This window comes from Sphingomonas sp. AC522 (genome assembly GCF_979258125.1).
In genome coordinates this window covers 1554222-1568695 of sequence record NZ_OZ409836.1, presented here as the reverse complement: position 1 = coordinate 1568695, position 14474 = coordinate 1554222, and the positions used below count along the sequence as shown (strand labels likewise).

Below are 14474 nucleotides of genomic sequence, written 5' to 3'. Positions count from 1 at the left end.
CATATGGCGAGCGCCCCGGCGGCCGAGCAGATGCTGACCTTCCGGGTGGCCGGCGAGCGCTTCGCCCTGCCCGCCAGCGCCGTGCGCGAAGTCGTGCGGCCGATGCGCGCGACGCGGGTGCCGCACGCGCCCGAGAGCCTGGTCGGACTGGTCAATCTGCGCGGCAAGGTGCTGCCCGTGGTGGCGCTGGGCGCATTGATCGACCGTGAAGTGACCAGCGGCGGCCGCGTCATCGTGCTCGAACGCGCCGATCCGGTAGGGCTGCTGGTTGACGCGGTCTCCGCAGTCAGCAGCGATGCCGAAGACCGGGCACGATTGATCGATCTCGATCCGCTGCTCGGGAAGGCGTTCGAAGGCGGATCGGTGCGGCGCGGCGCCCGACCGAGCGCCGTGACGGGAATCGAGCGCCGCGAGATCGCAGCGGATGAAGTCGTCCTGCTGAGCTTCTCGATCAGCGGGCAGGAATATGCGCTGCCGATCGGCCAGATCGAGGAAGTTTCGCGGCTGCCCGACGAGATTACGATCTTGCCGAAGTCCGATGCAGTCGCGCTGGGCACGGTCGCGCGGCACGGAAAGCTGTTGCCGCTGTTGTCGCTCAGGCTGCTGCTCGATCTTGAACCGCTGGCCACGACCAGGCGCCCGCAAGTGCTGGTCGCGCGGATCGGGGCGCAGAGCGTAGGATTGGTGGTGGACGCGATCCATTCGATCCTGCGCGTTCCCGAAAGCGCGATCGACCCGGTGCCCGCTGTGCTGGTGCGCGGCACGGCGGAGGCGCGCATCCAGGCGATCTGCCGGCTCGACGGCGGCGCGCGACTGGTCTCGGTGCTGGCGACCGAGCATCTGCTTCGCGCCGAGCTGACCAGCCATTTGTTGCAGGAAACGGCCCTTGGGGAAGAGTTGATGGCGAGCGACGATGGCGAGGCCGCGACCGAGCAGTTCCTGATCTTTCGCATCGGCGAGCAGGATTTCGGCATGCCGATTTCGGCAGTGCGTGAAGTCACGATCGTGCCGGCCAAACTCACCCGCCTGCCCAAGGCCCCTGCTTTCATCGAAGGCATGATGAACCTTCGCGGCAAGATCATTCCCGTGATCGACCAGGGCCGGCGCTTCGACGGGACTGCGACCCAGGGCAAGCGGCGGCGCGTCATCGTCGCGGGGCTCGGCGCGACCGAGGCGGGGTTTCTCGTCGATGCCGTATCCGAAGTGCTGCGCGTGCCGGTGGACGCAATCGGCCCGGCGCCCGAGCTTGGCGACGATCGCACCCGCATATTCGATCGCGTCGCCAATCTCGAGGATGCGGGGCGGATGATCCTGATCGTCGAGCCGCAGGAACTGCTCGACCGCGCCGAACGCGACTTGCTTGCCGCGATGACCGCCGGATCGTGACTCGGCTGCTCGTCGTCGACGATTCCCCCTTGATGCGGCGCGTGCTGAGCGAGACCTTCAGCGAGGCGGGCGATTTCGACATCCAGGTCGCTCGCAGCGGCGAGGAGGCGATCGAGAAGCTGCACAGCTTCGCCCCGCAAGTGATCACGCTCGACGTGCACATGCCCGGCATGGACGGCCTCGCCTGTCTCGACCGGATCATGCTGGAAAAGCCGACGCCGGTGGTGATGGTCTCGGCGCTCACGGCGCAAGGAGCGAACGAGACGCTCGAGGCGATGGCGCTGGGCGCAGTCGATTTCATCGCCAAGCCGAGCGGCGCGGTATCGCTCGCCATCGATACGCTGGCGCCGCCCCTGATCGAAAAGGTGCGCGCAGCGGCGCAGGCGCGGATCCCGACGACGATGCGGCTCGCCGAGCGCGTGCGGCTGCGCGCTGCTTTGCCTGGTGCGGCTCCGCCCGCGCGCCGCACGGTGGTAAGGCGCTTGCCCGCGGCAGCGCGATTGACGGGGGACGGGCTGGTGCTGGTCGGCACGTCGACCGGCGGCCCGCCCGCGCTGGAGGCTTTGCTGCGGCCGCTGCCCGCCGACTTTCCCTGGCCGATCGTCGTTGCCCAGCACATGCCGGCATCGTTCACCGGTCCGCTTGCCCAGCGGCTCGATCGGCTCTGCGCCGTCACGATCAGCGAAGTGAGCCGCCCCGTGGCGCTGGAGCCGGGGCACGTCTATATCGGGCGCGGCGATGCCGATCTGGTAATCGCGCGGCGCCCCTCCGGCCTTGTCGCCATGGCCGCGCCGAGCAGTCCGGACTTTACCTGGCATCCCAGCGCCGACCGGCTCGTTGCCAGTGCGATGGAACTGGTCGCGCCCGAGCGGCTGATCGGCGTGCTGATGACCGGCATGGGTGCCGATGGCGCAGCGGCAATGCGCGAATTGCATGCTCTTGGCGGGAGGACGATCGCGGAGGCGGAGGATACCGCCGTGGTCTGGGGGATGCCGGGCGCGCTGGTGAAGGCAGGCGGGGCATCGGCGGTGCTCCCGCTCGATCGGATCGCTGCCGAACTCATTGCCTCGTTGCCCGCGAAGTGAATCTGGCCACGTTCCATCTTGCGCCCGAAGAGCTGCACCAGGTGACGGCGCTGATTCACCGCCTGACGGGAATGACCTTCGGCGAGAACAAGCGCTATTATATCGAGCGGCGCATCGCTGACCGGATGGCAGCGACGGCGGCGGGCAATCTCCGCGCATATCTAGCGCTTGCGTCGCAGGGGACCGAGGCCGAGCGGCTGATCAATGCCTTCACGGTCAACGAAACCTATTTCTACCGCGAGGAGCATCAGCTTGCCGCGCTGAGCAATTCGATCCTTCCCGAGATCGCCGCCCGCAAGCGCCCGGGCGACAGCATCCGGATCTGGTCGATGCCGTGCTCCAGCGGCGAGGAGGCCTATTCGATCGCGATCTGGCTGCTCGAGCATTGGCGGCTCGTCGACGCGTATAATATTGAGATCCTGGGCTCGGACATCGACACCAAGGTGCTGGAAGCGGCACGGGCCGGGCAATTTGCGGCACGCTCGCTCGCCCGGCTGCCCGATGACGTGCGCGAGGCATATTTCGAGCCGGAGAAGCGCCACAAGCGCAAGATCATCGACGATCTGCGCGAGTCGGTACTGTTCAGCCATTGCAATCTGGTCGATCCCGCCAGCGTTGCCGCGCAAGGCAGGTTCGACGTGATTCTGTGCCGTAACCTCCTGATCTATTTCGACGAATCCTCGCGCGCCAAGGCTGCGGAAAATATGCACGCCGCGCTCAATCCGGACGGCGTCCTGGCGCTGGGGCACAGCGAATCCATGGCGCGGATCAGCGATCGTTTCGCACTCGTTCGTTTTGACGATGCAATCGTCTATCGTCGGGCCTGATGGACGAGCTGCTCGAACAGTTCCTGATCGAGGCGCGCGAGCTGATCGCGCAGGCCGGCGACGATTTCGGCCGGCTGCTGCGCGACACCGCCGATCGCACCGTGATCGACAGCGCATTCCGGGCGATCCACACGCTCAAGGGCTCGGTGGCGATATTCGACATGGCGCCCGCCGGGCGTGCACTGCATGCCGCGGAGGATCTGCTCGATAGCGCGCGGAGCGGCGCCGCGGCGCTCGACGCGGCGTCACTGGCGGCGCTGGTAGCGGTGCTCGACGAGACCGACCGCTGGGTGGACGCGATGGAGCGGACCGGCGTGCTGCCCGCTTCGGCCGAGGCTATGGCAGACCGGCTGGTGGCACGGATTGCCGGCGGCGAGGCCGAAATTCGGCAAGCCGCCGCACCCGTAGCCGCGCCCGAATGGCTCGATGCGTTGCGCACGCGTGAGGCCGAGCGGATCGAGGCAGCCGTCACCGAGCTCGTCGCCTTCCGCTACGCCCCGGATTCCGAATGCTTCTTCCGCGGCGATGATCCGCTGGCGATCGCCGGCGCCGTGCCGGGCATCGTTGCCTTCGCGATTCTCCCCGCCGAGCCCTGGCCGGCGCTTGCCGATTTGGAGCCGTATCGCTGCAACGTCGTCTTGGAGGGACTAAGCACAGCTCCCGTCGGCGACGTCCGGGGAGCACTGCGCCTGGTTGCGGACCAGGCCCAATTCGCGGCGGTGCCTGCCTATATTCCCGACGAGGAAGAAGCCTTTCTCCCCCACGCGTCGCAAAAATCGCTGCGCGTGGAAACCGCAAGGATCGATGCGCTGGCGGACGGCGTCGGCGAACTGATCGTGGCGACCAACATACTGGCCCACGCCGCCGACAAGGCCGACCGGCTGGACGCGCGGATCGGCGCCAGCGTCCGCGCCGCCCATGCCGAGATCGAGCGCGCGGTGAACGACATGCGCCGCGCAGTGATGGCAGTGCGGATGGTGCCGCTCGCGCCGACGTTGCGCCGGCTGCCGCGCGTGATCCGCGAGACTGCCGAAGCGTTGGGCAAGCCGGTGCGCTTCGAAATGCGCGGCGAAAGCATGGAAGTCGACAAGGGGATCGCCGACGCCTTGTATGAGCCGCTGCTCCATGTCGTCCGCAATGCGCTCGATCACGGCGTCGAGCTGCCCGAGCAGCGCCACGCGGCGGGCAAGGCCGAGGTCGCGACGCTTGGCCTTCACGTCCGCCGTGACGCCGATCATGTCGTGGTGGCGATCTCGGACGATGGCGCCGGTATCGATCCCACCCGGATTCGCGACGTGGCAGTCGCGCGCGGCGTGATCGAGCGCGAAGTGGCCGATGCGATGGACGATGCGCACGCGACGCGCCTGATCTTCGCGCCCGGCTTCTCGACCGCAGAACAAGTGAGCGCCGTCTCGGGCCGCGGCGTCGGGCTCGACGCCGTCAAGGCCGCGACCGAGCAATTGGGGGGCAGCATCGATATCGCCAGCACGATCGGCAGCGGCACCACGATTCGCCTGCGCTTTCCCTTGAACGCAATCATGACGCGGCTGCTGATCGTCCGCGTCGGCGAGGATCGCTACGGCGTGCCGCTCGATCGCATCGTCGAGACCGCGAACGTCGCGAGCGACCGCATCCTGGCGGTAGGCGGCGGGCAGGCCTGCGTGCTGCGCGATCGAACCCTGCCCGTTCTCAATCTCGCGACGTTGCTCGGCGTAACCGCTACCGACTCGCCCTTCGTCAAATTGCTGGTCACCGAAGCCGCGTCCGAGTCGGTCGGCATCCTTGTCGACGGCTTTGGCGAGCGGATCGACGGGCTGGTTCGCCCCCGCAGCGGCCTGCTAGCCGGAGTGCCCGGCGTAGCCGGCACGACGCTGCTCGGCGATGGCGGCGTGCTTCTCGTCCTCGATCTGGCGGAACTGGTCGCATGACCGTGCGCCGCACCGAGGATGCAATCGCGCTGGTGGGCGATTGCCCGGTCGAGGAAGCCGAGACCTTGCTGGGTCTGCTCGTCCAGGCGCCAGCGCTCCCCATCGATCTTTCCGCCTGCGGACGGCTCCACACCGCAGTCGCGCAGATCCTTATCGCCGCGCGCCGCCCGGTGCTCGGCAGTCCGCTCAATTCGTTCGCCGCCCAGTGGGTGGTACCCCATGTGCTTGACGCAGGGGCGGAAAGTACCTTTACCGGAACGATCGCGGACCTGGCCGCCGATTCAATGACCAGCCTTTCCGAGCCGGAGTAGAGAATGTCCGTTACCGTCCTGATCGTGGATGACAGCAAGCTGGCGCGGATCGTTGCCGGAAAGGCGCTGGCGCAGCTTCAGCCTGAGTGGCAGCGCGTCGAGGCGGGCAGCGCCGCGCAGGCGCTCGAGATCGTTGCCGAGCAGCAAATCCACGTCGCGCTGATCGATTTCAACATGGCGGAGAAAGACGGGCTGGAGCTGGCAGGCGAGCTGCGGGCGCTGCATCCCGAACTGCCGCTCGCGATCATCACCGCCAACATTCAGGACGAAGTCGTTTCGCGCGCGCGCGAAATCGGCGCCGCCTTCGTGCCCAAGCCGGTCACTGCGGAGGGGCTCCAGGGTTTCCTGTCGGGCGCGGCGCTGCGGCTCAGACCCAAGGCATGATCCCGCAGGACGTGGCTCTGAACGAGCTCGAATCCGACGCGCTCACCGAAATCGTCAATATCGGAGTCAGCCGCGCCGCTTCGAACCTGCGGAAAATGATCGGCGACCAAGTCCACCTCTCGGTCCCGTCGATCGAAGTGGTGACGCAGCGCCGCGCCGCGCGTCTGATCAGCGAGCGCGAAGTGAGCGAACTGATCGCCGTGCGTCAGGGGTTCGCGGGCGTTTTCTCAGGGCGGGCGCTGCTGATCTTCCCCGAGGCCAATAGCCTGGAGCTCGTCCGCGCAGTTACCGGGGACGAGTTGAGCCCGGAAGAAGTGCTGGAAATGGAGCAGGAGGCGCTGGGCGAGACGGGCAACGTCATCCTCAATTCGTGCCTCGCTACCATGGCGAACATGCTCAAGCGCTCGCTGACGATGACCATTCCGGAAGTCGTGCGCGGCACCGGCGCCTCGCTGTTCGAGATCAGCGACGGCGAAGAGGAAGGCCTGGTGCTGTTCCTCTATATCGATTTCGCGGTCCGCAAGCGCGACATCCGCGGCTATATCGCGATGCTGATGGACTTGCCGTCGCTCGCCACCCTCAAGGAATTGCTCGGCGAATTCATCGAGCGGGTAGTCGGGGAAGATGGCTGACACGCGGCTGACCGAGACCGAGGACCGGCTGCGCGCCGTCCTCGCCGCAGCCGGCGCGAGCGGCACTTGGGACTGGGACATCACCGGGGACCGGCTGCATTTCGACGAGCGTTTCGCCGAACTCTATGGACTCGATCCCGAGCCCGGCACCCAGGGCTGCGCGACCGCGGCCTTCTTCTCTGCAATTCATCCCGACGATCGCGCGCGGATGCGGATTGCCGTGGCCGGTATCCTTGGCGGCGCCGAGCTGTTTTCCAAGGAATTCCGCGTTCGCGCGCCCGACGGCAATGTCCTGTGGATGCATGGCCGCGGCCAGGGGCATCTCGATGCCCATGATCGCCCGGTTCGCTTCACCGGGCTGCTCGTCGACGTCACCGAGCGCAAGCGTACCGAGGAGCGGCTGCGCATTGCCCAGAGCGCTGGCGGCATCGGCACATTCGAATATAATGACGGGTTCGCGACAGCCTCGGTATCGAGCGAATTCTGTCGCCTGCTGGGGCTGCATCCGGCGCGCGTGCTGCCGATCGGAACGATCAACGGCGTGGTCTGCGAAGGCGGCCTGCCGATCATCCCGGACAGCGACCGCGACGGGGCGGCGGCGATGGTGGAGCTCGATCGGGAATTCCGCATCGAGCGCAGCGATGATGGCGAACCCCGCTGGATCGCGCGGCGCGGCGAAGTGGTGCGTGATAGCGAGACCAGCGGCTACCGCTTCATCGGGGTGATCTATGATGTCACGGCCTCGAAGCTCGCCGAGGAGCGGCTGCGCGAGCTCAACGAAACGCTGGAGGCGCGCGTTGCGGCGGAGATCCTCGAGCGGCAGCAGACCGAGGAAACGCTGCGCCAGGCCCAGAAGATGGAGGCGGTCGGCCAGCTGACGGGCGGAATTGCGCATGATTTCAACAATCTGCTGACGATCATCATCGGCAATATCGATACGGTGATACGGCGGCTCGAGCCTGGATCCGAACCGCGGATGCAGCGTTCGCTGGAAAACGCATTGAAGGGGGCCGAACGTGCCTCCGCGCTTACCCAGCGCCTGCTCGCTTTCTCGCGCCGCCAGCCGCTGGATCCCAAGCAAACAGATGTCGCGCGGCTGCTGGCGGGAATGTCGGATTTGCTGACCCGCTCGATCAGCGAGGCGATCGCGGTGCTCGTCCAGCCGGATTCAGGCCTGTGGGCAATCGAAGTCGATCAGCACCAGCTCGAAAACGCCGTGCTCAATCTTGCGGTCAATGCCCGCGACGCGATGCCGGACGGCGGCGATCTTTCGATCCGCGCTTCCAACACCATGATCGCTGCTGGCGAGGCGAGGGGCGAGCTTGCCCCCGGCTCCTATGTCGTCATCTCGGTCGCCGATACCGGCTCGGGAATGAGCGCCGAGACGATCGGCCGGGTCTTCGATCCGTTCTTCACGACCAAAGAAGTCGGCAAGGGCACCGGGCTTGGGTTGTCGATGGTCTATGGCTTCGCCAAGCAATCGGGCGGGCACATCACGATCGAATCCGAACTGGGCGCAGGAACGATTGTGCGGCTCTACCTGCCGCGGGTGACCCATGCTGCGGGCGAAGAGGTCGAGGAGCATCGCACCCAGGCGGCGCGTGCGAGCGGCGCCGAGAGCATTCTCGTCGTTGAGGATGATGACGATGTTCGCAGCTACACGGTCGAAATCCTGCGCGAGCTCGGCTATCGCGTGATCGAGGCGCAAGACGGCGCAACGGCGCTGCGGCTGCTCGAACGCCAGGAACGGCCCATCCACTTGCTGCTGACCGACGTAGTGATGCCGGAGATGTCCGGCCGCGAGCTGGCGGATGCCGCCCGCGTTGTGCAACCGGAGATCGCCGTGCTCTTCACTTCGGGCTATACGCGCGACGTGATGATGCAGGACGGCAGGCTGGAGCCGGGCGTGGACTTGCTCTCCAAGCCGTTCACGTTCGTCTCGCTGGCGACCCGGGTGCGGGACCTGCTCGACAGCTAGCCATTGCGGACGGCACCGAGATATTTTACTCCTAAAGCAATTGGGAGGATCGGATGCGCATTGCCTGCCTCGGCGGCGGCCCCGCCGGGCTCTATTTCGCCATATCGATGAAGCTGCGTGACGCGGCGCATCAGATCGATTTGTTCGAGCGCAATGCTGCCGACAGCACCTTCGGCTGGGGCGTGGTCTTCTCGGACCAGACCGTCGAAAACCTCATGGCGAACGATCCCGTCAGCGGGAGCACGATCCGCGATGAGTTCGCGCATTGGGACGATATCGACGTTCACATCCACGGCGAGTGCATCCGCAGCTCCGGGCACGGCTTTATCGGCATCGGCCGCAAGCGGCTGCTGCGAATCTTGCAGGACCGCGCCCGCGAACTTGGGGTGAACCTGCATTTCGAGCACGAGGGGAGCGCCGATCTCGACGACTGGTCGGACTATGATCTGGTCGTTGCCGCAGACGGCGCCAACAGCCAAATTCGCACGCGCTACGACGCGCATTTCGGCATCGACATCCAAATGCGGAAGAACAAGTTCTTCTGGTTCGGCACGCACAAGGTGTTCGAGGCTTTCACCTTCGCCTTCGAACAGACCGAGGCGGGCTGGATCTGGGCGCACGCCTATCGCTTCGGCGATGGGCTCTCGACCTTCATCGTCGAATGCGAGCCCGAGACCTGGGCTGGGCTGGGCTTCGACCGGATGAGCCAGGAGCAGGCCATCGCCAAGTGCGAGGCGATCTTCGCGAAGTATCTGGACGGCAATGCGCTGATGTCCAGCGCAAAGCACCTGCCAGGGCCGCAGGCGTGGCTCAATTTCCGCCGGATCATCTGCGATCACTGGCACTATCGCAACCTGGTGCTGCTGGGCGATGCCGCGCATACCGCGCACTTCTCGATCGGGTCGGGGACCAAGCTGGCGCTTGAGGACGCGATCAAGCTAGCCGAAGTGCTCAATCGGCCGGGCCTCGACCGCGAGGCGGCGCTGATCGAGTATCGCGACGAGCGCAATCTGGAGGTGCTCAAGCTCCAGAACAGCGCGCGCAATTCGACCGAATGGTTCGAGACGCTGGAGCGCTATCTCGATTTCGAGCCGATCCAATTCGCCTATTCGCTGCTGACGCGGTCACAGCGAGTGAGCCACGAGAATTTGCGGCTGCGCGATCCCGAATGGCTGGAGGGGTTGGAACGTTGGTTCCAGGGCGGCGAGAAGGCCGCGCCGCCGATGTTTGCGCCGTTCCGTCTGCGCGAAATGACGCTGGAGAACCGCATCACTGTCTCGCCGATGGCGACCTATTCGGCGGAAGACGGCCGCCCGACCGACTTCCACCTCGTCCATTACGGCGCCCGAGCACAGGGCGGCGCGGGGCTGGTGTTCACCGAAATGACCTGCGTCTCGGCGGAAGGCCGGATCACGCCAGGATGCGCGGGGATCTACACGCCCGAGCAGGTCGCCGCGTGGAAGCGTATCGTCGATTTCGTCCACGCCAACAGCCGCGCGCGCTTTTGCCTCCAGCTCGGTCATTCGGGGCCGAAGGGCTCCACCAAGGTCGGCTGGGAAGGCTATGACGTGCCGCTGGAGGCGGGCAACTGGCCATTGATGGCGGCGTCCGATGTGCCGTGGAGCGCTGACAACCAGGTGCCCCGTCCAATGACGTGCGCGGACATGGATGCGGTGCGCGACCAGTTCGTCGCGGGGGTATCCGCCGCAATTGAGGCGGGGTTCGACATGATCGAACTTCACGCCGCGCACGGTTATCTGCTCTCCAGTTTCATCACCCCGCTGACCAACCGTCGCACTGACGAATATGGCGGGTGCTTGGAAAACCGCCTCCGCTTCCCGCTCGAAATATTCGCCGCAATGCGTGCCGCCTGGCCCGCCGAGCGGCCGATGTCGGTGCGCATCTCAGCAAACGACTGGATGGGCGATGCGGGGGTTACCCCGGAAATGGCGGTCGAGATCGCGCAGGCCTTTGCCCAAGTGGGCGCGGATCTGATCGACGTCTCGGCCGGGCAGACCTGGGCGGATTGCAAGCCCATCTATGGCCGCATGTTCCAGACGCCCTTCGCCGACCAGATCCGCAACGAAGCGCGGCTGACGACGATGGCGGTCGGCAATATCTTCGAGGCGGACCATGCCAATTCAATCCTGGCGGCAGGCCGCGCCGACCTGGTCGCGCTCGCTCGCCCGCACCTGATCGACCCGAGCTGGACACTGCGCGCCGCGGCGCAGCAGGGCTATCGCGATGTCGCGGTGCCCCTGCCCTATCTTAGCGGCCAGGCGCAGCTCGCGCGCAACCTGCAGCGCGAGCAGGAATTGCTGGCATGAGGCTCGCCGGACAACACGCACTGGTCACTGGCGGCGGCACCGGCATCGGCGCGGCGATTGCCCGCGCGCTCGCGGCTGAGGGGGCGAAGCTAAGCCTGGTGGGCCGGCGGCTGGAGCCGATCGAGCAGGTCGCCGGCGAGATCGGCGGCCTGGCCATCGCCGCCGACGTGACCGATCGCAGCGCAGTGGACCGCGCTTTTGCCGAAGCAAGTGCGGAAAATGGCGCGATCTCCATCCTCGTCAACAATGCCGGATTGGCCGAAAGCGCGCCCTTCGCCAGGGTGACGGAAGCGGCGTGGCGCCAGGTGTTGGCCGTCAACCTCGACGCGGTGTTCCACTGCAGCCAGGCGGCGTTGCCAGGAATGATAGAGGCGCGGCACGGGCGGATCGTCACCATCGCCTCGATCGCAGGGCTGCGCGGATCGGCCTACACTGCGCCCTATGTCGCCGCGAAGCACGGCGCGGTCGGGCTGATGCGCGCGCTGGCCGCCGAGCTGGGAGGCAAGGGCATCACCGCCAACGCGATCTGCCCCGGATATGCCGATACCGAGATCGTCGCCACCGCGGCGCGCAATATCAGCGAGAAGACCGGGCGCAGCGAGCAAGATGCCCGCGCCGAGCTTGCCCGTTTCAATCCTGGCGGACGGCTGACCGAGCCCGAGGAGATTGCCGAGGCGCTGGTGGCGCTGGTGCTGTCTGACCGCAATGGCGAAGCGGTGGAGATCGCATGAGCAAAGCGCTCGCCATCGCCGAGAAGCACGATGGCGCGCTGGGCGACCATGCCGATGTGCGGCTTTGGCTGCGCCTGCTGAGCTGCACGATGACGATCGAGAAATCGGTGCAGCGGGTGCTCGCCGAGCGCGGGACGACCCTGCCCCGCTTCGATGTGATGGCCGCGCTCGAACGCGCCGCGGACGGCCTGACGATGAGCGAGCTCTCACAGGCGCTGCTCGTCTCGAACGGCAATGTCACTCAGCTGGTCCAGAAGCTCGCGGCGGACGATCTGGTGCAGGTAGCGCCCGATCCCAAGGATCGCCGAGTATCTCGCGCCCGCCTTACTGAATCGGGCCACAGCCACTTTGCCCAGCTCGCCGCCGCGCATCACCACCGCATCGACACGCTGTTTGCCGCGCTTGGCGGCGAGGACCATGCCCTGCTCTATGCCGCGCTCGGCGCCCTCAAGACTTCGCTCGCAACCGCCAAGGAACCCGCATGAACCCCGAGACTTTCGCGCCCGAGCATTTCGGCTGGCATTATGCCGATCGCGTCGCGACGATCACGCTCAACCGGCCCGACCGCAAGAACCCGCTGACCTTCGAATCCTATGCCGAATTGCGCGATACCTTCCGCAATCTTGTAACCGCCCCGGAGGTAAAGGCCGTAATCGTCACCGGCGCGGGCGGCAATTTCAGCTCGGGCGGCGACGTGCACGAAATCATCGGGCCGCTCACCAGGATGACGATGCCCGAATTGCTCGCCTTCACGCGGATGACCGGCGATCTGGTCAAGTCGATCCGGCAGTGCCCGCAGCCGGTAATCGCCGCGATCGACGGAATCTGCGCGGGCGCGGGCGCGATCGTAGCGATGGCATCCGACCTGCGCATCGCCACGACACGCGCCAAGACGGCGTTCCTGTTCACCCGCGTCGGGCTGGCGGGCAGTGACATGGGCGCGTGCGCGATCCTGCCGCGGATCATCGGTCAGGGCCGCGCCGCCGAACTGCTTTTCACCGGGCGCGTGATGACTGCGGAGGAAGGCGAACGCTGGGGCTTCCACAACCGATTGGTCGAGCCCGACGCGCTGATCGGCGAGGCGCAGGCACTGGCGCGCAGCCTGGCCGAAGGTCCGACCTTCGCGCATGGCATCACCAAGACCCAGCTCGACATGGAATGGGCGGTGAGCCTCGACGTGGCGATCGAGATGGAAGCGCAGGCGCAGGCGATCTGCATGCAGACCAACGACTTCCGCCGCGCATTCGAAGCGTTCGCAGCGAAGCAGACCCCAATGTTCGAGGGCGATTGATGGCCGACCGCAGCTTCCTCGCCTGGCCGTTCTTCGACGACGGGCATCGCGATCTTGCCGAGCGGCTCGATGCCTGGAGCCGCGCCGAGCTGACCGAGGTGCATGCTGACAATGTCGACGCAGAGTGCGTGGATCTTGCGATGCGTCTAGGCGCCGGCGGCTGGCTGAATTATTGCGTGCCCGCAGCTTTTGGCGGCATTCACGAGAGGCTCGACGTCCGCTCTTTGTGCATCATCCGCGAAACGCTGGCGCGCTATTCGGGACTGGCCGATTTCGTATTTGCAATGCAGGGGTTGGGATCGGGCGCGATCAGCCTGTTCGGCACCGATGCGCAGAAGCGCGAATGGCTGTTCGGCGTTGCTACCGGCGAACGGATCGCCGCCTTCGCGCTGACTGAGCCGGATTCGGGATCCGATGTCGCTTCGATGACCACCACCGCGACCCGAGATGGCGATGGCTGGGTGATCAATGGCGTCAAGACCTTGATCTCCAACGGCGGCATCGCAGATTTCTACGTGTTGTTCGCGCGCACCGGCGAGGCGCCGGGGGCGAAGGGCATTTCCGCTTTCATCGTCGAGACGGGCACGCCCGGGCTCGATGCCAGCGAGCGGATCGAAGTGATCGCGCCACACCCGCTGGCCACCCTGCGCTTCACGAACATGCGGCTCCCCGCCGACGCACTGCTCGGCGAGGCGGGTCGCGGCTTCGCGCAGGCCATGGCGACGCTCGACATCTTCCGCACCAGCGTCGGCGCCGCCGCCTTGGGCTTTGCGCGGCGGGCGCTCGACGAGGCGACTTCGCGTGTGCTGGCCCGCAAGCAGGGCAGCGGCATGCTCGCGGACAATGCGGTGATGCAGTCGTACTTGGCCGAAATGGCGCTCGACATCGACGCGTCGGCGTTGCTTATCTACCGCGCCGGCTGGGTCCGCGATGTCGAGGGCCGCGCCAACACGCGCGAAGCCGCGATGGCCAAGCTCCACGCGACCGAAGCCGCGCAAGGCGTGATCGACAAGGCAGTCCAGATGTTCGGCGGGATGGGCGTGGTGCGCGGCGTGCCGGTCGAGGCATTGTACCGCGAGATCCGCGCACTCCGCATCTATGAAGGCGCATCCGAAGTCCAGAAAATGGTGATCGCGCGCCAGCATCTGAAGGGCGCGCAATGACCTTCACCATGCAGACCCCGCTCCGCTTCGCGCACTGCGACCCGGCGGGGATCGCTTATTATCCCCGCTATTTCGAAATCGTCGATGCCGCGGTCGAGGACTGGACCCACGTCGCGCTAGGCGTCTCGCGCGCGGCGATGCACCGCGACATGGCGCTGGGCACGCCGGCGGTGGAGCTGAACGCCAGCTTCACTGCGATCTCGCGCCACGGCGATTTGCTCGATGTGGCGATCGCAGCGGGCGCGATCGGGCGTACATCGCTGATTCTGGAAGCGAACGTCACCAGCAGCGGCGAACCGCGCTTCGCGGCGCGGCTCAAGATCGTGCTGATGGACTTGGCGACGATGAAGGCCGCGCCCTGGCCGCAGGAATGGCGGACCCGGCTGGAGGCGCTCGCATGACAACGCACCGCACGCTCCTCCCCCCGGCTG

Annotated in this window: 14 protein-coding genes; all 14 read left to right on the top strand. The window is 66.4% G+C overall.

The window, feature by feature from the left end:
• The first annotated feature begins 3 nt into the window (after window positions 1-3).
• From ACZZZM_RS07620 to ACZZZM_RS07555, 14 genes are read left to right on the top strand one after another with little or no spacing between them, the layout of a single operon-like run.
• Window positions 4-1386: a chemotaxis protein CheW gene (locus ACZZZM_RS07620; protein ID WP_463594505.1), complete on the top strand. Its 1383-nt coding sequence runs from the start codon at window positions 4-6 to the stop codon at window positions 1384-1386.
• Window positions 1383-2471: a chemotaxis-specific protein-glutamate methyltransferase CheB gene (gene cheB / locus ACZZZM_RS07615; RefSeq protein ID WP_463594504.1), complete on the top strand. Its 1089-nt coding sequence runs from the start codon at window positions 1383-1385 to the stop codon at window positions 2469-2471. The genes ACZZZM_RS07620 and cheB overlap by 4 nt, the downstream gene beginning before the upstream one ends.
• On the top strand, window positions 2468-3298 hold the full coding sequence (locus tag ACZZZM_RS07610; RefSeq protein ID WP_463594503.1) for a CheR family methyltransferase: 831 nt from the start codon (window positions 2468-2470) through the stop codon (window positions 3296-3298). The genes cheB and ACZZZM_RS07610 overlap by 4 nt, the downstream gene beginning before the upstream one ends.
• The gene (locus tag ACZZZM_RS07605; RefSeq protein WP_463594502.1) at window positions 3298-5226 is read left to right on the top strand and encodes a chemotaxis protein CheA; all 1929 of its coding nucleotides are present in this window, start codon (window positions 3298-3300) and stop codon (window positions 5224-5226) included. Before ACZZZM_RS07610 ends, ACZZZM_RS07605 begins: the two co-directional genes overlap by 1 nt.
• Entirely contained in the window at window positions 5223-5537 is a 315-nt protein-coding gene (locus ACZZZM_RS07600; protein WP_463594501.1) for a hypothetical protein, read from the top strand. Before ACZZZM_RS07605 ends, ACZZZM_RS07600 begins: the two co-directional genes overlap by 4 nt.
• Before the next feature lie 3 nt (window positions 5538-5540).
• Window positions 5541-5921, top strand: a complete 381-nt coding sequence (locus tag ACZZZM_RS07595) for a response regulator transcription factor (RefSeq protein WP_463594500.1) — start codon at window positions 5541-5543, stop codon at window positions 5919-5921.
• Complete coding sequence (locus ACZZZM_RS07590; RefSeq protein ID WP_463594499.1) at window positions 5918-6553, top strand: chemotaxis protein CheX; 636 nt, start codon at window positions 5918-5920, stop codon at window positions 6551-6553. Before ACZZZM_RS07595 ends, ACZZZM_RS07590 begins: the two co-directional genes overlap by 4 nt.
• Window positions 6546-8531: a PAS domain-containing protein gene (locus ACZZZM_RS07585; protein ID WP_463594498.1), complete on the top strand. Its 1986-nt coding sequence runs from the start codon at window positions 6546-6548 to the stop codon at window positions 8529-8531. Before ACZZZM_RS07590 ends, ACZZZM_RS07585 begins: the two co-directional genes overlap by 8 nt.
• A 53-nt stretch (window positions 8532-8584) precedes the next feature.
• Window positions 8585-10858 carry a bifunctional salicylyl-CoA 5-hydroxylase/oxidoreductase gene (locus ACZZZM_RS07580; RefSeq protein ID WP_463594497.1) on the top strand — a complete coding sequence of 758 codons (2274 nt, stop codon included), beginning with the start codon at window positions 8585-8587 and terminating at the stop codon, window positions 10856-10858.
• Complete coding sequence (locus tag ACZZZM_RS07575; RefSeq protein WP_463594496.1) at window positions 10855-11589, top strand: SDR family NAD(P)-dependent oxidoreductase; 735 nt, start codon at window positions 10855-10857, stop codon at window positions 11587-11589. Before ACZZZM_RS07580 ends, ACZZZM_RS07575 begins: the two co-directional genes overlap by 4 nt.
• Window positions 11586-12074: a MarR family winged helix-turn-helix transcriptional regulator gene (locus ACZZZM_RS07570; protein WP_463594495.1), complete on the top strand. Its 489-nt coding sequence runs from the start codon at window positions 11586-11588 to the stop codon at window positions 12072-12074. Before ACZZZM_RS07575 ends, ACZZZM_RS07570 begins: the two co-directional genes overlap by 4 nt.
• A complete protein-coding gene (locus tag ACZZZM_RS07565) occupies window positions 12071-12880 on the top strand; it encodes an enoyl-CoA hydratase family protein (RefSeq protein WP_463594494.1) in 810 nt (269 codons plus the stop codon). The genes ACZZZM_RS07570 and ACZZZM_RS07565 overlap by 4 nt, the downstream gene beginning before the upstream one ends.
• The gene (locus ACZZZM_RS07560; protein ID WP_463594493.1) at window positions 12880-14043 is read left to right on the top strand and encodes an acyl-CoA dehydrogenase family protein; all 1164 of its coding nucleotides are present in this window, start codon (window positions 12880-12882) and stop codon (window positions 14041-14043) included. The genes ACZZZM_RS07565 and ACZZZM_RS07560 overlap by 1 nt, the downstream gene beginning before the upstream one ends.
• Window positions 14040-14444 carry an acyl-CoA thioesterase gene (locus ACZZZM_RS07555; protein ID WP_463594492.1) on the top strand — a complete coding sequence of 135 codons (405 nt, stop codon included), beginning with the start codon at window positions 14040-14042 and terminating at the stop codon, window positions 14442-14444. The genes ACZZZM_RS07560 and ACZZZM_RS07555 overlap by 4 nt, the downstream gene beginning before the upstream one ends.
• The last annotated feature ends 30 nt before the right edge of the window (window positions 14445-14474 follow it).